The organism is Henriciella sp. (genome assembly GCF_029937755.1).
Taxonomy (GTDB): Bacteria; Pseudomonadota; Alphaproteobacteria; order Caulobacterales; family Hyphomonadaceae; genus Henriciella.
This window is the reverse complement of sequence record NZ_JAPYPG010000001.1, coordinates 173335-193313: the sequence shown is the minus strand read 5'-3', so window position 1 is coordinate 193313 and position 19979 is coordinate 173335. Positions and strand designations below refer to the sequence as shown.

The window sequence follows — 19979 nt, the reverse complement described above, 5'->3', positions numbered from 1 at the left end:
AGACCACTTCCGGGCCACCTCTGGCCGCGCATGACGCACCGGCAAGCTTTGCCTCGTGAACGGCTCGGACTATCACTCATCCTGCATGGCTGAGTCCGTTCCCGAATCTCCGAAAAAAGAGCGCAGGTTATCTGGCACGGAAGTGCTGCTGCTGACGCTCGCCTGCGCCGTGGTGACGGCGAACGCCTATTACATTCACCCGATCATCTCCGAGGTCGCCAACGGCTTTGGCGTGGACAAGGGGCTGATCGGTGTGGTGCCGGGCGCCAACCAGATCGCGCTGGCGCTCGGCGTCTTCCTGTTGCTGCCGCTGGGCGACCGGGTATCCAATCGCAAGCTCGTGACCTTCACGGTCGCTGGCCAGTTCCTATCAATCACGGGCATGGCCTTTGCGCAGGACTTCCGGCTCTTCACGCTGGCCTCGACCGTGCTCGGCTTCTTCACGATCGCGCCCTACCTGCTGCCGACCTATGCCTCCAAGCGGGTCGACCCGGCCCGTCTGGGACAGGTGACCGCAACGCTGACCACCGGCGTCATCGGCGGCATCCTGGTGGCGCGGGCCGGCGCAGGCGTGATCGCGGAGACCTTTGGCTGGCGCACGGTCTACTATTTCGCCGCCGCCTTCATGCTGATCGTGTCGATCCTTCTGCCCTTCATCATGGATGAGCGCGAGGCCGGGAGCGACGACCAGCCGAAACCCTCCTATCCGGCGCTGCTTTTCTCGCTCTTGGGGCTGGTCAAACGCCATCCGGAGATCCTGCTGTCAGGCACGATCCAGGGCCTCGGCTTCGGGGTGTTCCTGTCGGTCTGGATGGGCATCGGCCTGCACCTGCCGGACATGGGCTATGGCGTCGACATTGTCGGCTACCTTGCCGCCTTCTCCATCCTCAACCTGTTTACCACGCCGTGGATGGGGCGTGTGGCGGACAATGTCGGGCCCTACAAGTCCCGCATGATCTTTGCCGCGATCAATTTCGCCGGCGTGTGCCTGCTCTGGCCGATGGGGTATAATGTCTGGCTGCTGATCGTGCCGATCATGCTGATGACGCTGGTCGGCCCGGCGGTCGACATCACCAACCGGATGACCTTCCTCTCCCTCGACCCGCAAATCCGCACGCGGCTGATGACCGTCTATATCGTGATGATGTTCATCGGCGGCGGGATCAGCTCCTCAGCCGGCACGGCCGTCTATGACGCCTTCGGCTGGGCCGGGAACTCTGTGCTGGCGATGGTAATGTCCGCGACGCTGGTGAGTTTGACGGTCGTGGCGTGGCTGTGGCGGGGCAGGGGGCGGGGAGCTTAATGCTTACCTAGGTCAGGATCGAGACTCGGCAGTAGCATGTTGTTTAGCTCATACCAAAATCGCAATCCGAGCTCCGTGCAGTAGTAATATGCAATAACAACGTGCGTCTCTGATACTGCCAAGTTTAGTTCAATGTTATGCTCTCGAACAAGTCCGAGCGCGTTTAGAATAGAAGCTTGAAACGACAAGCCTCTGAAGCTTCTGGAGCTTTCGTATTCATGATGTTCGTCGTCATCTCTTGGAGCTTGCAGAGACCAACAAGATATGTAAGCAGGCAACACTCCCGGTTGATCGAAATAATTCACAAGATCAGCAATCATGTGTTCCCGAAGTTCGTGATTTAGCAGGCTTGAGAACTCTGATGTCGATTGGATAGTTGCAGCGTCAAATAAAAACGGAACGTCCTCATGCACCCCTTTGTCGTCGTCTTTAGACATTATCGCGGTGAACGCAGAAGCCGTTTCCTTTGACAGTTTTGACAGAATGTCTGTGTAGATAAGGTTCGGGCTATTTCCGCTCGATTCCGAGACCAATATTCGAGCCCACCACTCAATTAATGAGTCTTCGTGTTCCAACGACGCTTTTTCATAATACGGCACCAGGAACTTTAGCGGTGGTGCTTTGAGTTCTAGGCCATTTTGATCAGCGATTTGTTTTGCACGCCGCGTGATGATGGTAGCCATTTCGACTCTCGCCAGCCTTACGACGTCGCCTAGAGCTCCGAGAAATTCGGTGGCGGGAGAAAAAGTGTCCGCCACCGCGTCAATGAGTTTGTTCGATCCCTCGGCATCTACATCGGCGGTGATTTTTATCTCTCGTTTCAGATCTACACTCCCGTCACAAAGGTCGAGATGACCTTCTTCAGCCCCGCCTTCTCGAAATTCACCTGCAGCTTCGTGCCATCCGCGGCCAGCACCTGGCCGTAGCCGAATTTTTCGTGGTGGACGCGCTGGCCGATGCGGAAGCCCGACTGGCCACCGCTGGTGGCGAGCAGTTCGGCCTTGCCTTCGATGACGGGGCCTGACTTTCCGGCCGAGCGGGCGTTTTCCTTCAGGCGGCGCCAGCCGGGCGAGTTGTAGGAGCTGCGCTCGCCAAGGTCCTCGATCGTGCCTTGAAAACCCTGACCGGCGCCCGGCATGGTGGAATAGCCGGTCTCGCTGACGGCCTCGACATGGTCATGCGGCAACTCGTCGACAAAGCGCGACGGGAGCACCGACTGCCAGCGTCCGAAGATCATTCGGTTGGCGACGAAACTGATCGAACATTTCTCACGCGCCCGCGTGATGCCGACATAGGCGAGGCGGCGTTCCTCCTCGAGGCCCTTCATGCCGCTCTCATCCATGGAGCGCTTGGACGGGAAGACCTCTTCCTCCCAGCCGGGCAGGAAGACCATCGGCCATTCCAGCCCCTTGGCGGCGTGAAGGGTGAGGATCTGGACCTCGTTACCGGTCGACTGGCCGCCGACATCCATGACCAGCTCGACATGTTCGAGGAAGCCGGGGAGGCTGTCGAACTGCCCGAGGGCGTGGATCAGCTCTTTCAGGTTGTCCAGGCGCGTCTGGGACTGCGGTGAGCGGTCCTTCTGCAGCATGTCGGTATAGCCGCTCTCATCGAGGATCACCTGCGCCAGCTCATGATGCGGCATGCCGTTATTCAGCCGGTCGCGCCAGAGGTTGATCTGGTCGATAAAGGTGGTCAAGCCGCGCTTGGCCGGGCCTTTGACCTCGTCGGTCTGCAGCACCATCGGCACGAGGGTAAACAGCGAGCGGCCATCCTCGCGGGCGAACATCTGCAGCTTCTGCACCGTTGTCGCGCCGACGCCGCGCTTCGGCTGGTTGACGACGCGCTCGAAGGCGAGGTCATCATCGGGCGAGCGGATGAGGCGCAAGTATGCCAGCGCATCGCGGATCTCGGCGCGCTCGAAGAAGCGCGGGCCGCCGATCACGCGGTAGGGGATGCCCAGCATGATGAGGCGTTCCTCGAACAGCCGCATCTGCCAGGAGGCACGCACAAGAATGGCGCAGTCTTCGTACTGGCCGCCCTTGTTCACATAGGACTCGATGTCGTCGCAGATGAGGCGCGCTTCGGCTTCGCCATCCCACAGGCCGCGTACCTTCACGCGTTCGGCATCCGGGTCCGCGCCGGTCTCCGCGCCGACATAGAGCGTCTTGCCCAGGCGGCCCTTGTTCTGCGCGATGACGGAGGAGGCCGCGCCGAGGATGTGGGCGGTGGAGCGGTAATTGCGTTCCAGCCGGATGACTTTCGCGCCCGGAAAATCCTTCTCGAAGCGCAGGATGTTGTCGACCTCCGCCCCGCGCCAGCCATAGATCGACTGGTCGTCATCGCCGACGCAGCAGATATTGCCTGTGCCGCGCGCGAGCAGGCGCAGCCAGAGATACTGGGCGACGTTGGTGTCCTGATACTCGTCGACGAGGATGTATTTGAATTTCTGGTGATAGTCGGCCAGCAGGTCCGGATTGTCCTGGAAGATGGTGATGTTGTGGATGAGCAGGTCACCAAAGTCGCAGGCGTTCAGGACCTTCAGGCGCGACTGGTAGATTTCATAGAGCTTGACTGCCTTGCCGTCGGCGAAGTTCCACGCTTCCTCCTTCGGCACCTTGCCGGGTGTCAGCGCGCGGTTCTTCCAGCCATCGATGACGGAGGCGAGGTGGCGCGGGGTCCAGCGTTTGGAGTCGATGCCTTCGGCTTCGATCACCTGCTTGCAAAGGCGGATGGCGTCATCGCTGTCGAGGATGGTGAAGCTGGATTTGAGGCCCGCGAGCTCGGCATGGCGGCGCAGGATCTGCGCGCTGATGGAGTGGAAGGTGCCGAGCCAGCGCAGGCCCTCGCCGGCTTCGCCGATCAGGCTCATCGCCCGCTCACGCATTTCGCGCGCGGCCTTGTTGGTGAAGGTCACCGTCAGCGTCTGGCTGGGCCAGGCGAGTTTCGAGGCGATGATCTGGGCGAGCCGCGTGGTCAGGACGCGCGTCTTGCCGGTCCCCGCACCGGCCAGAACCAGCAGCGGGCCTTCGGTCGTTTCGACAGCTTCGCGCTGCTCCGGGTTCAGGCCTTCGAGGAAGTCGGGCGTCGTCTCCGGCACCGGCGCACGGGCGGCAGCCATTTCGGAGATGGACGGGCGGCGATTCGGGTTGGAACTCATGGCGAACATATAGCAGGGATCGCCTGCATTGGCAGGGGCAGACTGCGCTCTCCAAGGCTTAATAGAACCGGCGTGCGCCCGGCGCGTTCATACAATCATGCAGGCACAGACGGAAAAGACGGTCCGGATCACGCTGATGGTCCTCACGGGTATCTTGCTCGTCACCGTGCTTTTTCTGCTGGCGCTGACCCAGCCGCGCTTCGGCACGCCGTTCGCCAACTGGGCGCTGGGCAGCTTTGGGCCGGAGGGCTCAAGCGTCAGCCAGGCGCACCTGAAATTTCCGGCCATCACCACGGCGGTTGCCGATGACGTTGCCATGCCGGAGCAGCTGGAGGCCGAGGCGGTGGAGGCGCGCTTCAACATCTTTGGCTTCCTGCCCTTTGTCAGCTGGATCTCCCGTCTGGAGGCGACGGACGGCTATATCACGCTCGACGGGCGCGAGGGTGTCCATGAAGAGGATGAGACCGAGCTCAGCGATTATCGCTCTGTCGTCGATACAGTGGCGCTGTCGGCGATCGAACTGCGGATCGACTGGGCGGAGGGGCGCGATGTGGTGCTGATCGAGGATGCGCACGGTTCGCTTCGTTCCGGCACGCTGATCGTGAAGGCTTCGGGCGCCGGCTCAAGGCTGGTCTTCGATGGCGAGGCATCGAGCAGCCTGTCGCGCATTCGCGGCAGCCTGCGTGTCAGCGGCGACAACTTCGCTGACCTTGCAGACCTTGCCAATCTCGCCGCCCCGGACACGCCGCCTTATGAGGTGCTGATGGATGTCGATATCGCCGACCGGACCTGGCACTTCGATATCAGCCCCGCGACCCGGATTGGCGACAGCGACATGGCCGGATCGATCTCCGTCACGCTGGGCGGGGAGACGCCAGTCGTGGCAGCCGACCTTGTTTCCGATACGCTGGATGCCGATGACCTCGCCATTGTGTTCGGTATTCCGCTCGGGGTCGGTGAGGGCGAGACGGTGGGGGAGGTCCAGACGCGGGCGCGCGAGGTCTATAACCGCAGTGACCGGCTCATCCCGAATGTCGAGATCGACTTTTCCCGTCTCGATGCCGTCGACGGCTCGATATCCTACAAGGCCAGAAGCGTGGTCGATTCCATCTTCGACGTGACTGGACTGGAGCTTGATTTCGAGATTGAGGGCCGGCTCGTGCGCGCGCCGCTGATCCTGCTCAATTTCGATGAGGGCGCGATGGACGCCTATGCCACGATCGACGGCACGCGCTCGCCGGCGGTGACGACTGCCGAGGGCAATCTCGAAGCCGTGCCCTTTCAGAGCCTTGCCCTCGACCCGTATGCGCGCGGGCACACCGAAGGCCGCTTCAAGGTCGAGGCGGCGGGCGACGGGTTCCGGCAGGCGGCGGCCAATATGAATGGCAAATTCTCGATCTGGTCGACCGATGCTGACGTGCTCGCCCTGGCGGTCGAGGGGGCCGCCCTCGATCTGGTCGAGACGTTGAGCGTGATGGGCGAAGACCCCGAGGACCGGACCTATGTCGATGCCCGCTGCATGGCCGTGGTGGCAAATGTCGAGCAGGGCGTGGCCGGGCTCGATCCGGCGGTAGTCGATACCGAAGACAGCGTGGTCGTGGTGCGCGGCGACATCAATCTCACCACGGAGCAATTGAAGCTCAGCGTGCGCTCGGATGCCAAGGATGCGTCGCTTGGCACGCTGATCGGCAATGTCGGCATTGGCGGCACTCTGCGCGATCCGCAGATCGAGCCGTTCAGTGCCGAGACGGTCGCGCAGTTCGGCATCGCCGCCATTCTCGGCTCGCTGAGCGGGGGGCTGGCCGCCTTGCCCTTCATCGAGCCGGGCATGGCCAAAGATGCGCCCTGCGGCGCCCTGCTTGCGCGGGCCGAGGCCGCTCCTGACGAATCTTCCGCTTCGGATTAACGCCGCCACAGGGCTTTTCTGCCAGGTTGCGCCTGTCTGACAGGCAAACGGAGCAGACACGATGGAAGGTTTTGACCGCGACGCGCTGGTTAAGAGCACGCAGCCGGACAAGGGCAAGGGCGCGCTCGTTTTCTGGGGCGCGGTCGCCGCGCTTCCCGTGCTTGGCATTGCCGCCGGCTTTTTCCTGATGCAGCCGAACGACCCGGCCCCGGCGATGCAGGTCGCCGCTTCGCAGCCTGAGGTCGAGGCCCGCATCCGGCCCGTGATGCCTGCTGCGCCCGCGCCGCAAAAGGCTGAGGCCAGCCGCCCTGAGCCCGGCTTTTCTGCCACGGCGCAACTTCGCCGTTATGGCATGGTCCAGACCACGCTCAGCGCCTGTGCGAAGAGCGCTGGCCCGGCCAAACATTATCTGAAGGCGAGCGCCACCTATCGCGACCAGAATTCCGGCAAGCTCGAGCCGCTGCGCCAGTTTGCGCTCAGCGAACCGCCCGAGCATGACATGTCGGCCTTCGAGAAGGACATTCCCACGGATACGGCTGGCGTCATGGTGGCCGGCATGACAGGCCAGCTTGCGAGGAATGCGATGCAGCGCCAGTCACAGTTCACCGCGATGATGGCCGATGCCGAGAGGCAGGCCACCGGCTATCTCGGCCCGGCCCCCGCCACCGCCGAATGCACACAGTTCCGCAATGAAGTTATCATGGGCAAGCACTCGCTCACGCTGCCCGGATAACCCTGCTGCGCCAGGCCGCCCTGCTCAGGAGCGACCGCCGCGGCTGCCTTTCTGGAAGGAAATGGTGACCTCGCCGATGCGGATGCCGAACCGCGTGACATAGGCGCGATTGATCAGCACGCCGTCTTCCAGAAGATACATCCAGTCATCAAAGCCGACCGTCCAGGTGTCGCCATCAACCTTCAGCTCGGCCTTGTATTGCCAGTTGAAGGCGTTGCCGACCGCCTGGCCTTCCGCGATGCCGGGCACGTCGTTGGCCGTGCCGCGATACTTGCCATCGCCAAGCACATCGATGGTCCAGGTGCGCGTATCGGTGACGCCGTCGGAATAGTCGAAGTCCTCCACCAGGGTCAGCGTGTCGCCTTTCAGCGTGCCGGTGATATCGACGGTAAACTGACGGCGAATCTTGCCGAAGCGGTCTTCGAAAATGCCGTAGGCGGTGGTTTCGCCAAGGAAGTATTCTTCCAGCCTGAGGGTCCGGTCCGCCTCCTGGAAATCCGACAGGGAGTTCGAGATACACCCGCTCACTCCCAAAGAAACGGCGGCGATGGCGGGGGCGAACAGGGCGGACAATCGCATCTCGTGTGTCTCCTCGTATTTTCACTCGTTACGGGAGGGCGGCGTAATCGGATCATCGGTGTCTCGCGATCTGTGCTGCCGGGGAGCGGGCGGAAAATGCTTGCCCAAACGTCAAAGCGCGTCTTCAGTAACCGCATGAGCCGGGTCAGGAAGGGAGACCTCGAATGGCTAAATCGCAACAGGAGATGCTCGCCAGCCACATTGCCGGGCTGGAAGCGAAGACGGGTAAGCCGCTCGATCACTGGGTGAAGCTCCTCCAGTCGAGCGGGATCGAGAAGCATGGCGAGCAGGTGAAGATGCTGAAGGAGCAGCACGGCTTCGGTCACGGCCATGCAAACCTGGTCTGCCAGGCCGCGAAGGGCCGGTTCGAAGCAGACGAAGGCGACATGCTGGCCGGCCAGTATCAGGGCAAGGAAGGCTTGCGGCCCATCTATGAGGCGCTGGAGGCCTATGCGAAGAGCCTCGGCGACGATGTCGGGATCGCCCCGAAGAAGACCTCTGTCGCCTTCCGCCGCTCGAAGAACTTCGCGGTTGTCACGCCCGCGACGAAAACCCGTGTCGACCTTGGTCTGAACCTCAAGGGCGAGCCAGGGACCTTGCGGCTCATCGACGAAAAGCCGGGATCCATGTGCACGCACAAGATCAAGCTGCAGGCCGTCGAGGAAGTCGATGACGAGGTGAAGGCGTGGCTGAAGGCGGCGTACGAAAAAGCGTGAACTCTACCCTTTGAGCCCTTTTCGGAAATCAGGTTTCCGTTTTTCGCTGAAGGCCGCCACGGCCTCCTTGTGCTCGGGCAGGGTGTAGCAGAGTTCCAGCTTCTCATGCTCGCGCTTCTGGATGCGGTCAGTATCGGTGTCGCAGGCATTCGCGCTGAGCAGTTCCTTGGTCATGCGCAGCATCGGGGAGGGGTTGTCGGCCATCTGGGTCGCGAGTTCGATGGCAACGGTCAGGAGCGTTTCCGGCTGTGACAGCCGGTCGGCGAGGCCAAGCTGGACCGCCTCCTCGCCCGAGACCGCCCGTGCCGTTAGCAGGAGGTCATGCGCCTTGCCCCAGCCCACGCGCTGGACGAGGAAGTGCGAGCTTGCCAGTTCCGGCACGATGCCGACCTTCACGAAGACCAGCCCGAACTTCGCTTGCGTGGAGGCGACGATCATGTCGAAGGGCAGGATCTGGGTGACGCCGATGCCGAAGGCCGGGCCATTCACGGCAGCGATGCACGGTTTGGAGGAGCGGATCAGGCTGATCCAGTCAATGCCGCCATCGCGCTGATGCGCCCTGGTTTCGGACGCGTCGATATTGGTCTGGAAGTAGGACATGTCGGCGCCCGCGCAGAAGCCACGGCCTTCGCCGGTCATGACGATGGCGCCGATCTCGTCATCCTCATTGGCTGCCGTGATGGCCTGGCCGAGTTCCCGGCTCATATCCGGGGTCCAGGCGTTCAGCTTGTCGGGCCGGTTGAGCGTGATGAGGCAGATGGAATTCTGCTTCTCCACGCGGATCTGTTCGTAGGACATTGCGGGCCTCCCTGATGTTTTGAAGGGAGGATGGGGCTCATACCGCTGCGGCAGTCACGGAGAAAATGAGCCTTAGTCCGCCTGCATCACTTCCGTATGGGTGAGCGTGTCGGTGTATTGCTGGAAGCCGGTGATCGAACCGTCTTCGACGGTCCAGACATGGACGAAGGGAATGTCCATTTCCTTGCCGGTTTCGCCATGCTTGGCGGTATAGCGCCCAAGGGCGACGACCTTGTCACCTTCGGAGATGAACTCCGACGGCGTCGCATTGAAATAATCCCACTCTCCCCCGAGGCGTGCGAAAAGTTCGCTGACAATCTCTTCTGAGCCTTCATAGGGGTTGCGGTCGGCATAGGGGCTGTTCTCGGCCTCGTTCCAGACGATGTCCGGCGAAAAATTGGCCGTTACCCCATCCATGTCGCCATATTCGAACGCGTCGTAGACGCCCATGACGAGATTGACCGGTGAAGCATCGGCCTCAGCCGTTTCGTCGGTTACTTCCATCTCGGGATCGACTGGCGGCGCCTGCGCCTCGGCTTCGGGTGCCGGAGCAGCCGTTTCATTACAGGCGGCAAGGAGCGCAATGGCGGCGATGGCAAGGATGCGTTTCATGATGTCCCCCGAAAAGCTGAAGCACATATGGGCTCACGATTGCCGGCGACGGTCAAGCAGAGCGCCGAACGGGGATCGTAATCGCCTTTCGGGGAACGTGGAGGGCATCGTGACGTTCACACTGTAGCTTTACAGGAAAGACCCTATGTCCATTATCACCATACTTCTCTGCATTTTCCTTCCGCCAGTCGCGGTTGCCCTTCGCGCAGGCATCGGCCTGCAGCTCGTTATCAATATTGTTCTTTGCTTCATCTTCTGGCTTCCGGCCGTGATCCACGCATTCTGGGTCAGCAGCAAAGGTGAGCCTGCCGTATAAGCCCGAAGCCTCGGGAGGCTCCGGGGAAATGCGGTATCCAGACCGGCGCCCTAGTAGAGGGTCGCCATGGCCTTGCCATCATAGTCGGCCAGTTCGTCGATGCGGCCATCCTTGACCTTCCGGGCCCATTCCGGGTCCTGAAGCAGGGCCCGGCCGACGGCGACGAGATCGAACTCGCCCTTGTCGAGACGCTCGACCACATCGGTCAGCGGGCGCGTCTTGGAGCCCTCGCCGCGCATCGCGCCGGTGAATTCTGACGACAGGCCGACAGACCCGACCGTGATGGTCGGCAGGCCGGTGAGCTTCTTCGCCCAGCCGGCGCAGTTGAGGCCATTCTCGCCATCCACATCGGGGAACTCAGCCTCCCAGAAACGGCGCTGCGAGGCGTGCAGAATGTCGACCCCGGCATCGACGAAGACCTTGAGGAAAGCCTCGAACTCCTGCGGGGTCTGGGCGAGCTTCACGCCGTAATCCTGCTGCTTCCACTGCGAGAAGCGGAGGATGACCGGGATGTCCGGCCCGGCGGCCTTCTTCACTTCGGAAATGATCTCTCCGGCGAAGCGGGCGCGCTCGATCAGCCCGCCGCCATATTTGTCCTCGCGCTTGTTCATCACATCCCAGAAGAACTGGTCGATGAGATAACCGTGGGCGCCATGGATTTCGACGGTGTCGAAGCCGAGATCCTTCGCGCTGGCTGCCGCCTCGGCATAGGCGGCGACCATGTCGGCAACGTCTTCTTCGCTCGGCGCCTCGAAGATCTGCTTGCCCTTGTGGGTCAGGCCGGACGGGCTGTCGGTCGGCGCGTCGGGCCAGTGGCCGGTGCCAGCCTTGCGCATCATGCCCTGGTGCCAGATCTGCGGGCCCATCTTGCCGCCTTCGGCATGGACCGCCTCGATTACCTTCTTCCAGCCGGCAAGGGCGGCATCGGTATGGAAGAGGGGATAGTTCGGATTGTCACCGCCGCCCTTGCGCCGGATGATTGTGCCTTCCGAGAGGATCAGGCCGACATCGGCAGCCGCCCGGCGGGCATAATAGGCGGCGACATCATCCGTCGGCACACCGTTCGGGCTGAAGCCGCGCGTCATGGGGGCCATGACGATACGATTAGGCAGCTCCAGGCCTTTCAGCTTGAAGGGTTCAAAAAGCGGGGCAACAGATGACATCAGACCTCTCCCAAATTCACCGGACGTTATTTCACCAGGCAAGTATCTGGGGCACGCGCCCTTATGGATCAATGACTTTTCCCCGCATGAAGCATTCAGTACGCATTCACTTGAGACTTCCTAAACTCCCTGTCATCAAGGCACTAAGCGGGGAGGATATGGAATGAAACGATTTGCAGGATTTCTGGCGCTGGCTGGACTGGCCGCCTGTTCCACGCCGGGTATCGACTATGCTGCGCGCGTCGTTCCTGAGAACAGGGCGGCGGTGGAAACCCGCACAGTGGATGTCGGCCGCTTCTCCGGGCCGGGCGGACGCTGGTATGAAGGCCGCTTCGCCGACATGCTGGCGAGCGCGACCTTTGACGGCCGGCCCTGGTTCCGCATGGCGCGGTACACAGATGGCACCGTGCCGGAGGGGGAGCGCGCGGGGATTTATGAGGGCCTGATCGAGGTCACTGAATATACTGCCGAGGAATACACCCAGACGGTGCGGAAATGCGTCGAATGGGACGGTCTGTTCGATTGCGAGCATCGCGACGATGTCGAGGAAATCTGTCTGCGTGAGAACGTCGAGGTCGCGGTTACCCCGCGCCTGATCGAATACGGGTCCGGTCAGGTTCTCTTCCAGCAGACCTATTTCGGTGAGTCGTCGAATGAGAGCTGCGAGGAAAGCTACTGGCACAGCCGCCGGGGCCGGCATTCCGGCGGCAGTTATGTCTACGGGCTGCTGGGGGGCGTTCAGCCGCCGCGGGACATGGTGCTCGATGCGCTCTCTGACACTATCTACGAGGTCCGCGCCGATATCGCGCCGATGAACACGACGCGCCGTGCAGTTTTCATCGAGGAGGCGGTTGATCCGGTTGTTCGTGCTGATCCGCGCTTTGAACAGGCCGTAGATGCCGGGCCGAAATCGCCGGATTTCTCCTGCTATGTGTGGGAAGACCTGAAGGCAGAATATCCAGAAGCGCCCGCGGTGACGCATAATCTCGGCGCCTGTCTTGAGGCGCAGGGGAATTATGTGGGGGCCCATGGCGCCTATGCCGAGGCTGCCCAACTCTCAGCGGCGATGAACGGGACCGGCCAGCCGGGTGAAAAGTACAGCGAAGCCCTGTCGCGCATGTCCTGGTATCGTTCGGGGCTTCAGCTCATCGACCGGCTCACCGCGCCCAATGAAGGCTGGCAGCCCGTGCCGCAGCCAGAGGCGCCCGAAGCGGGCGAAGCGGGAAGCTGAGGCTTGAAGGCTGCCTCAGCCGCCGATGCCGGTGACATGCATGGCGTAGCCGGCGCATGCGGCCACGAAAAAGCAGGCGGTTACGATGCTGGTCTTGAGGGCGATCTTGCTCATGTCGAACATCCTGTCTGACGATCCCGGCGCGTTCTGCGCGTGCCGGGCAAGTCTGGGATGAACGCAGGATGAACCCTCAGGTTTCGCGCTTGGACGAATCTATTTCCTTGCGGAGCTTTTCGCGGCGCGCGGCCTCGGCCTGCTTCTCAGCTTTGGTGCGGCCGAATTTCGCCCGGTTTTCAACCGCTTGCTGCTCTTTCTGAGCGCGCGCCTTGGCCTTGCGGGCCTTGTTGAAATTTATTGGCTCGGCCACGCTTGGGCGGCCTAGTCGCTGTGGGTGTCGCGCCATTGCTCCATGGCAAGCGAGATGGCGAAGGTCTCGCGGTATTTCGGGCTGGAGGCCGGGCGCGGGGCGCGGGCCGATGTCAGCGCCATGATCTCTGCGAGCTTGTTGTGGGCCGCCCCAGCTTGTCCTGCACCGATATAGGCATGTAGCTCGACCAGCGCCGAAGAGAGCGGGTCATGCGCGCGGATCACGAAATAGGGCTCGTCATCGCCGAGTTTCTCGATGACATCGAATTCGGACGGATTGGCTTTCGAGCCGATGGGCGCCTTGGACATGGGATATGGCCTTTCGAATCAGTGAACTTGCTGACCAAGAGCCTAGGCAAAGCGCGCAGGCCCGTCACCTGAGGGGAACCACCTAATGCCCGCTGCCGAACACACCGGTGCGGATCGAGTAGTCTGCGGCGAGGGCATAATCCGGGTCATCATCGCTATCGACCATGAGCTGGCCGGCGCGATTGAGCAGCTTGTGGCAGTCGCGGGACAGGTGGCGGAGGCGCAGTGTCTTGCCGAGCGCTTCATACTTTGCGGCCAGATCCTCAATCGCCTGCAGGGCGGACTGGTCGACCACACGCGAGCGCATGAAGTCGACGATCACAACATCCGGGTCTGTCTCCGGGTGGAAGAGTTCGGCGAAGCCCTCGGTCGAGCCGAAGAAGAGCGGGCCTTCGATCTCGTAGACATGTGCGCCGGGGACCGACACGCTGTCGCGCTCGACGATGTGGATGCGCCGGGCATTGTTCCAGGCATAGGCAAGCGCGGACACGATGACGCCGACGACCACGGCAGTGGCGAGGTCATAGGCCACGGTCACGCCGGTCACCAGCACGATCACGAGCGCATCGGTCAGCGGAATCCGCGTCATGATGCGCAGGCTGTTCCAGGCGAAGGTGCCGATAACGACCATGAACATCACGCCGACCAGCGCGGCGAGCGGGATCTGCTCGATCAGGCTGGAGCCGACCATGATGAAGGCGAGCAGGAAGAGGGCGGCCGACAGGCCGGAGAGACGGGTGCGACCGCCGGATTTCACGTTGATCATCGACTGGCCGATCATGGCGCAACCGCCCATGCCGCCGAAGAAGCCGGTGACGAGGTTGGCGGTGCCCTGCGCGATGCATTCCTGGCTCGCCCCGCCGCGCCTGTTGGTCATCTCGCCGACGAGGTTCAGCGTCAGCAGGCTTTCGATCAGGCCGATGGCGGCGAGGATGAGCGCATAGGGGAAGATGATTTCCAGCGTCTCGAGATTGAGCGGGACCATGGGAATATGGAAGGCCGGCAGGCCGCCCTCGATGGAGGCAAGGTCCCCCACACGCGGCACATCGAGGCCGAAGCCGATCACGATTGCCGCGACAATGCCGATCCCGGCCAGCGGCGCGGGGACGATTTTGGTGAGCTTTGGCATGCCCCAGATGATCGCCATGGTCAGCGCGACGAGGCCGAGCATGAGGATCAGCGGCAGGCCCGTCATCCATTCGCCGCCCGCCATGCCGTGGCCGGAGGCTTCAGCCGTACCGGGCACCTGGAACTGGCTGAGCTGGGCGAGGAAGATGACGATGGCCAGGCCGTTGACGAAGCCCAGCATGACCGGGTGTGGCACCAGCCGGATAAACTTGCCGAGCCGGAATATGCCCGCCAGCAACTGCATGATGCCCATCAGGACAACGGCGGCGAACAGGTATTCGACGCCATGCTGGGCGACAAGCGCGACCATGACGACGGCGAGCGCGCCGGTCGCGCCGGAGATCATGCCCGGACGCCCGCCAATGCAGGCGGTGATCAGGCCGACGATGAAAGCGGCATAAAGCCCGACCAGCGGGTGGACACCGGCCACGAAGGCAAAGGCCACGGCCTCAGGCACCAGGGCTAGCGCGACGGTCAGCCCGGCGAGCAGCTCGGTCTTGATGCGCGAGGGCGTGAACTTGGAAAGGTTCGCCTGCGAAAAATTCTGCGCGCCGAGGCGATCTGCGAAGGCAGCGAATGTGGATTTGCTGGTCACGGGAGCCATCAGTCTTGTTTGCGTGTCTGGAAGGTTGCCGCCCGTATGGCCGCGATCATGCTGCGGCGCAACACGAAGACCGTCAAAAAAGCTGAATTTTCCCCGGCGCCAGACTAGCTGGACGCGACGATACCGCCATCGCAGGGGATGGTATGGCCCGAGATATAGGCGCCCGCCCGTGATGAAAGGAACATGGCCAGACCGGCAATATCCTGCGGCGTCCCCACCCGGCCGGATGGGTTGCTATCGCCAATGGCCTGCCAATCGACGCCTTCGGTCTTGCCGCCGAAGCCAACGCCGGTCGACAGCATCCAGGTCGGGAAGGGGCCGGGCGCGATCCCGTTGACGAGGATATGTTCGCCGACATGCTGGGACGCCATGAAACGGGTCAGGTGAATGACGGCCGCCTTGGAGGTGCCATAGGCATAGCCGCTGAAGGGCGAGGTGTGCAGGCCGTCGATCGAGGCAATATTGATGACGCGGGCCGGATCCTCGGCGTTTGCGGACTTCCGCAGCAGCGGAATCAGCTTCTGGAACAGGAAGAAGATGCCTTTGACGTTCACGTCCATAACCTTGTCCCAGCCGCTTTCCGGAAACTCTTCAAGCGTGGCGCCCCAGGCGACGCCTGCATTATTGATGAGAACGTCGACCTTGTCCTCGCGTTTGGCGATTTCATCGGCGAGGTGCTGGATGCCGACCATCTGGCCAACGTCTGACGGGATGGCATAGGTCTCGCCGCCATACTGGTCTTTCAGACGCTTGACTGTCTCTTCGCAGGCATCGGCCTTGCGCGATGAGATGATGACCTTCGCGCCATTGGCGAGGTAGCCGGCCGCCAGCATTTCGCCAATCCCGCGCGAGCCGCCGGTGATGACGACGGTCTTGCCCTTCACAGAAAACAGGTTGCTGAAATCGGTATCCATGTCGCGGTCCTCCATTTTTCTTCACTGGTGAAGCTTTTGGCGTAGGGGACGCGGGCTGGCAAGTATGTGGAGCGGGCTATCGCCATAAATCAGATCTCTTCGTCCATGAGGGCGCGAAGAAAAACATCAGGATTATTACGGGCGGAATTCGGCCCCACTCAGTCCTCTTCCTCGATCCAGAAAATAAAGCCGGTCTCCTCATTGCAGGCAATCACGCCTGTATCGAAGGTCGCCTCGGTCAGGCCGATCCACATCCAGGCATTATCAGGGGTGAAGACGGGCGAGGCCGGTTCGAAATCGCTATGGCGCGAGTTGGACCAGAACCGCGCCGCCGGGCCCAGCTCGCCAAGCATGGCGGACATGTCCCGGGCGAGGCCCTCGCGGTACCGGCGCTGCCCATAGGCGAGCGATTCCTTCTGGACGTAGGCCAGCACGCGCGCAGCTGTCCGGCGGCTGATCTCGAAGAAATCGTCCCTGGATTCCGGGGCGTAGCCCGCGCGGCGCGCAATAGTGGTTACGCGTTCTGATTCCCGTACATCGCTGATGTCACCGACCCAGCAGCCAAATCCGTCCTCGCGGGCGTTCTGCCACTGCTTCGCGAAGGCGGTGAGCTTTTCCATCGGCCCGGCGCAATCACCCCGGCGAGATCATCTTGGCCGGGTCGACGATGGCATCGAAGTCTTCCGCCGGGATGCCGTCCTTTATGGCTTCCTCGCGCAGCGTGGTGCCGTTCTTGTGGGCGGTCTTGGCGATGGTGGCGGCGCGGTCATAGCCGTATTTTTCCTTCAGCGGTGTCACCAGCATCAGCGAGTTCTTCAGCCCCCGCTCGATATTGTCGAGACGCGGCTCGATGCCCACCACGCAATTGTCGGTGAAGGAAACTGCGGCGTCGGCCAGAAGGCGCGTCGACTGCAGGAAGTTGTAGGCCATCATCGGGTTGAAGACGTTGAGCTCGAAATGGCCCTGGCTGCCGGCAAAGCCGATGGCGGCATTGTTGCCATGGATATGGGCGCAGACCTGCGTCAGGGCTTCGCACTGGGTCGGGTTCACCTTGCCCGGCATGATCGAGCTGCCCGGCTCGTTTTCCGGAAGCGCCAGCTCGCCAAGGCCCGAGCGCGGGCCGGAGCCGAGGAAGCGGATATCGTTGGCGATCTTGAAGCAGGACATGGCGACCGTTGCGATCGCGCCATGGGTGAAGACCATCGCATCATGCGCGGCCAGTGCCTCGAACTTGTTCGGTGCGGTCTTGAAGTCGAGGCCGGTGATCTCGGCGATCTTCTTGGCGACCATGTCATCGAAGCCGACCGGCGAGGCGAGACCGGTGCCGACCGCCGTGCCGCCCTGGGCCAGCTCCATCAGCTTCGGCAGCGTCATCTCGATGCGCTCGATGCCATTGGCGAGCTGCTGGGCATAGCCGGAGAATTCCTGGCCGAGCGTGACCGGGGTCGCGTCCTGGGTGTGCGTGCGGCCGATCTTGATGATGTCGGCCCATTCCCTGGCTTTCGCATCGATTGCGCCATGCAGCTTTTTCAGCGCGGGAAGGAGCCGGTGGGTGACTTCTTCCGCGCAGGCGATGTGCATCGCTGTCGGGAAGGTGTCGTTCGACGACTGCGACATGTTGCAATGGTCATTCGGGTGAACCGGCGTCTTTGTGCCGAGCTCGCCGCCGAGGATCTCGATGGCGCGGTTCGAGATCACCTCATTGGCGTTCATGTTGGACTGCGTGCCCGATCCTGTCTGCCAGACGACGAGCGGGAAATGCTCGTCGAGCTTGCCGTCGATGACTTCGTCAGCGGCCTGGATGATCGCCTCACCGAGCTTCGCGTCGAGTTTGCCGAGCTCCATATTGGTCTGGGCGGCGGCCTTCTTGACGATGCCGAGCGCGCGAACGACCGGCTCTGGTTGCTTTTCCCAGCCGATCTTGAAGTTGCCGAGCGAGCGTTGCGCCTGTGCGCCCCAATACTTGTCACCGGCAACCTCGATTCCGCCCATCGTATCGGTTTCGGTGCGCGGCTTCGGCTCCTTGTCGCCAAAAAGTCCCATCGGGTGGCTCCTTCATGTTCGGCAAAATGTGTAGTGTCCCGCGCGCTTTAGCACGCAGGCAGACAGGCGCAAATGCGCCAGATGGTGCGCGAGCGGACCTATTCGTCCTCGACCGGGACCTCGACCATGAGGGCAATGCGGACATGGTCGGCCATCTCCAGCGACGGCGCTTCCTCGGTCGACTTGGCGATGCGGCTGTCGGAGATGCCGTAACTCGTGACGATCGCGTCCTCGACGGTGGCCGTGCGCGCATAGGCCATCTGGTCGCCGGCCTGATCGGCAAAGGAGATGATCTCGATGCTTGCGCCTTCGCAGTCCGTGCCGAGCTGGTCGACAGCGTCGTACAGTTTTGCCTGGGCCGTCTCGGACAGGGTGGCACTGTCGGTCGGGAAGCCAATGACGGCCTCGGCGCAGATGTCCATTACTGTTTCAGCGTATTCGAACCGGATCGGTTCACGATCATTGCCGCATGCAGCTGTCAGGCACGCCAGCAACAGCGCTAGCGGCGCAATGCGTGAAGCCATCATGGACGTTTCCCTGGTTAACCAGAGGTGACTTTCGCAGGTTTCCGCCGCCGGGCGCAAGAGTAACAGTGCTGAACGCTTGTTTCGGCGCGCTGCGCTCTATCTATTGGTCAGCAAGCAGGAGAGGACAAAGGCAGACATGCCCGATACGCGTTTCGCCAGCACCGCCCGTGTGCCGGACAAGGCTCCGGACGGACACCCCGCCATCGCCGAGGGCAAGACCGGTGTGCTCCTCGTCAATCTCGGGACACCTGACGGGACCGACTACTGGTCGATGCGCCGCTACCTCTCCGAATTCCTCTCCGACCGGCGCGTCATCGAGCTCAATCCGCTGCTCTGGCAGCCCATCCTGCAGGGGCCGATCCTGACCTTCCGTCCGTCGAAATCCGGCGAAGCCTACAAGAAGGTCTGGATGGAGGAAGGCTCGCCCCTGCTCGTCTATACACGCCGCCAGGCCGAAAAGCTCGCCGCCCGGATCGGCAGCGACAAGGTGCTGGTCGATTTCGCGATGAATTACGGTAATCCCTCCATCGCCTCGAAGATCGAGCGTCTGACGCGGGAGGGCTGCACGCGCATCGCCGTGCTGGCGCTTTATCCGCAGTATTCCGCGACGACGACGGCGAGTGTCTATGACCGCACTTTCCGGGCCATCGAGAAACTGCGCTGGCAGCCGGCCGTGCGCACCGCCCAGCCCTTTCACGATCATCCCGACTATATCGAGGCGCTGGCCACCTCTATCCGCGAGCACATTCAGGGCCTGGACTTCACACCCGACCGTGTGCTGATGAGCTATCACGGCATCCCGAAATCCTATTTCGAGAACGGCGATCCGTATCATTGCCATTGCCACAAGACCACGCGGCTGGTGGCAGAAAAGCTTGGCTGGGACAAAGGCTTCGCGATAACGACCTTCCAGAGCCGGTTCGGGCCGACGGAATGGCTGCAGCCCTATACCGACAAGACGCTGGAAGCCCTGCCGGGCGAAGGCGTGAAGAAGCTCGTCGTGGTCTCGCCGGCCTTCATATCCGATTGCCTTGAGACGCTGGAGGAAATTTCGATCCTCGGGCATGAGCAGTTCACCGAGGCTGGCGGCACGCACTATTCCGTCGTGCCATGCCTGAATGACAGCGACCGCGCGATCGACCTGCTGGAAACGCTGGTGAAGCGTGACCTGGCGGGATGGGTGGAGCAGGATTGAACGACTGGACCAAGAGCGGAAAGGTTCGTGCCCGCATCACCGATGAGGGGGCGCTGGAGGTGCGCTGCTTCGGGCTGACGACGCAGGCGAAATATTACAAACCGCTGCTGAGGGAGTTCTTCCGCAAGGATTTCACCCCGCTCCGGCCCGGCCATGGCGATTATGCCGTCCACATCGTCATGGAGTATACCGGCGACCCGCCCTGGATGGACCTCGACAATCTCGCCAAGGCGCTGCTCGACAGCGTCTCAGGCAATGTTTTCGTCGACGACCATCAGGTGGCCCGTCTTCTGGTCGAACGCCGTGTGGGGGACCGCGAGGGCATCTATATGCGCGTCGAGGCGATGGATTGAATTTACCCTGTAACCTGAAGCAA

At 62.1% G+C, this 19979-nt stretch carries 21 protein-coding genes; 8 read left to right on the top strand and 13 right to left on the bottom strand.

Features of this window, described 5'->3' with window-relative positions; all coding sequences use genetic code 11:
* Positions 1-85 precede the first annotated feature (85 nt).
* Positions 86-1303 (top strand): MFS transporter, encoded by a 1218-nt coding sequence (locus Q1K29_RS00970; RefSeq protein WP_300390335.1) that lies wholly within the window; start codon positions 86-88, stop codon positions 1301-1303.
* On the opposite strand, the gene Q1K29_RS00965 is transcribed toward Q1K29_RS00970, so the two are convergent.
* Entirely contained in the window at positions 1300-1986 is a 687-nt protein-coding gene (locus tag Q1K29_RS00965; RefSeq protein WP_300390333.1) for a hypothetical protein, read from the bottom strand. The genes Q1K29_RS00970 and Q1K29_RS00965 overlap by 4 nt on opposite strands.
* Before the next feature lie 143 nt (positions 1987-2129).
* A complete protein-coding gene (locus tag Q1K29_RS00960; RefSeq protein ID WP_366524145.1) occupies positions 2130-4472 on the bottom strand; it encodes a UvrD-helicase domain-containing protein in 2343 nt (780 codons plus the stop codon).
* An 88-nt stretch (positions 4473-4560) separates the two neighbouring features.
* Between Q1K29_RS00960 and Q1K29_RS00955 the strand changes: the two genes are divergently transcribed.
* Positions 4561-6369: an AsmA family protein gene (locus Q1K29_RS00955; RefSeq protein WP_300390329.1), complete on the top strand. Its 1809-nt coding sequence runs from the start codon at positions 4561-4563 to the stop codon at positions 6367-6369.
* 61 nt (positions 6370-6430) lie between these two features.
* Positions 6431-7102 (top strand): hypothetical protein, encoded by a 672-nt coding sequence (locus Q1K29_RS00950; protein ID WP_300390327.1) that lies wholly within the window; start codon positions 6431-6433, stop codon positions 7100-7102.
* A gap of 24 nt (positions 7103-7126) precedes the next feature.
* Here Q1K29_RS00950 and Q1K29_RS00945 read toward each other — a convergent pair whose 3' ends face one another.
* Entirely contained in the window at positions 7127-7681 is a 555-nt protein-coding gene (locus Q1K29_RS00945) for a DUF3833 domain-containing protein (RefSeq protein ID WP_300390326.1), read from the bottom strand.
* 164 nt (positions 7682-7845) lie between these two features.
* Here Q1K29_RS00945 and Q1K29_RS00940 point away from each other — a divergent pair, with 164 nt between their 5' ends.
* Positions 7846-8397 (top strand): DUF4287 domain-containing protein, encoded by a 552-nt coding sequence (locus tag Q1K29_RS00940; protein ID WP_300390324.1) that lies wholly within the window; start codon positions 7846-7848, stop codon positions 8395-8397.
* 3 nt (positions 8398-8400) lie between these two features.
* Here Q1K29_RS00940 and Q1K29_RS00935 read toward each other — a convergent pair whose 3' ends face one another.
* Positions 8401-9195 carry an enoyl-CoA hydratase/isomerase family protein gene (locus Q1K29_RS00935; protein WP_300390322.1) on the bottom strand — a complete coding sequence of 265 codons (795 nt, stop codon included), beginning with the start codon at positions 9193-9195 and terminating at the stop codon, positions 8401-8403.
* A 72-nt stretch (positions 9196-9267) separates the two neighbouring features.
* The gene (locus Q1K29_RS00930; RefSeq protein WP_300390320.1) at positions 9268-9807 is read right to left on the bottom strand and encodes a nuclear transport factor 2 family protein; all 540 of its coding nucleotides are present in this window, start codon (positions 9805-9807) and stop codon (positions 9268-9270) included.
* A 145-nt stretch (positions 9808-9952) separates the two neighbouring features.
* Between Q1K29_RS00930 and Q1K29_RS00925 the strand changes: the two genes are divergently transcribed.
* Entirely contained in the window at positions 9953-10123 is a 171-nt protein-coding gene (locus tag Q1K29_RS00925; protein ID WP_300390318.1) for a YqaE/Pmp3 family membrane protein, read from the top strand.
* A gap of 50 nt (positions 10124-10173) precedes the next feature.
* Here the strand turns inward: Q1K29_RS00925 and Q1K29_RS00920 are convergent, their stop codons facing one another.
* On the bottom strand, positions 10174-11286 hold the full coding sequence (locus tag Q1K29_RS00920) for an NADH:flavin oxidoreductase (protein ID WP_300390316.1): 1113 nt from the start codon (positions 11284-11286) through the stop codon (positions 10174-10176).
* A 163-nt stretch (positions 11287-11449) separates the two neighbouring features.
* Between Q1K29_RS00920 and Q1K29_RS00915 the strand changes: the two genes are divergently transcribed.
* Entirely contained in the window at positions 11450-12517 is a 1068-nt protein-coding gene (locus tag Q1K29_RS00915; RefSeq protein WP_300390314.1) for a hypothetical protein, read from the top strand.
* 190 nt (positions 12518-12707) lie between these two features.
* On the opposite strand, the gene Q1K29_RS00910 is transcribed toward Q1K29_RS00915, so the two are convergent.
* The 7 genes from Q1K29_RS00910 to Q1K29_RS00880 all read right to left on the bottom strand — a co-directional run bounded on the left by Q1K29_RS00910 (position 12708) and on the right by Q1K29_RS00880 (position 18408).
* Positions 12708-12884 carry a DUF4169 family protein gene (locus tag Q1K29_RS00910; protein ID WP_300390311.1) on the bottom strand — a complete coding sequence of 59 codons (177 nt, stop codon included), beginning with the start codon at positions 12882-12884 and terminating at the stop codon, positions 12708-12710.
* Positions 12885-12895: 11 nt separating this feature from the next.
* Positions 12896-13192 carry an aspartate decarboxylase gene (locus tag Q1K29_RS00905; RefSeq protein ID WP_300390308.1) on the bottom strand — a complete coding sequence of 99 codons (297 nt, stop codon included), beginning with the start codon at positions 13190-13192 and terminating at the stop codon, positions 12896-12898.
* An 82-nt stretch (positions 13193-13274) separates the two neighbouring features.
* Positions 13275-14924: a SulP family inorganic anion transporter gene (locus Q1K29_RS00900; protein ID WP_300390305.1), complete on the bottom strand. Its 1650-nt coding sequence runs from the start codon at positions 14922-14924 to the stop codon at positions 13275-13277.
* A gap of 104 nt (positions 14925-15028) precedes the next feature.
* Positions 15029-15838, bottom strand: a complete 810-nt coding sequence (locus Q1K29_RS00895; protein ID WP_300390302.1) for an SDR family oxidoreductase — start codon at positions 15836-15838, stop codon at positions 15029-15031.
* 158 nt (positions 15839-15996) lie between these two features.
* Positions 15997-16458 carry a hypothetical protein gene (locus Q1K29_RS00890; protein WP_300390300.1) on the bottom strand — a complete coding sequence of 154 codons (462 nt, stop codon included), beginning with the start codon at positions 16456-16458 and terminating at the stop codon, positions 15997-15999.
* Between the two features lie 13 nt (positions 16459-16471).
* A complete protein-coding gene (gene fumC / locus Q1K29_RS00885) occupies positions 16472-17881 on the bottom strand; it encodes a class II fumarate hydratase (protein ID WP_300390297.1) in 1410 nt (469 codons plus the stop codon).
* 98 nt (positions 17882-17979) lie between these two features.
* Positions 17980-18408, bottom strand: a complete 429-nt coding sequence (locus tag Q1K29_RS00880; protein ID WP_300390295.1) for a hypothetical protein — start codon at positions 18406-18408, stop codon at positions 17980-17982.
* Positions 18409-18544: 136 nt separating this feature from the next.
* Here Q1K29_RS00880 and hemH point away from each other — a divergent pair, with 136 nt between their 5' ends.
* Together hemH and Q1K29_RS00870 are read left to right on the top strand one after the other, a co-directional pair.
* A complete protein-coding gene (gene hemH, locus Q1K29_RS00875) occupies positions 18545-19603 on the top strand; it encodes a ferrochelatase (RefSeq protein WP_300390292.1) in 1059 nt (352 codons plus the stop codon).
* Positions 19600-19956 (top strand): RusA family crossover junction endodeoxyribonuclease, encoded by a 357-nt coding sequence (locus tag Q1K29_RS00870; RefSeq protein WP_300390288.1) that lies wholly within the window; start codon positions 19600-19602, stop codon positions 19954-19956. Before hemH ends, Q1K29_RS00870 begins: the two co-directional genes overlap by 4 nt.
* Positions 19957-19979 lie beyond the last annotated feature (23 nt).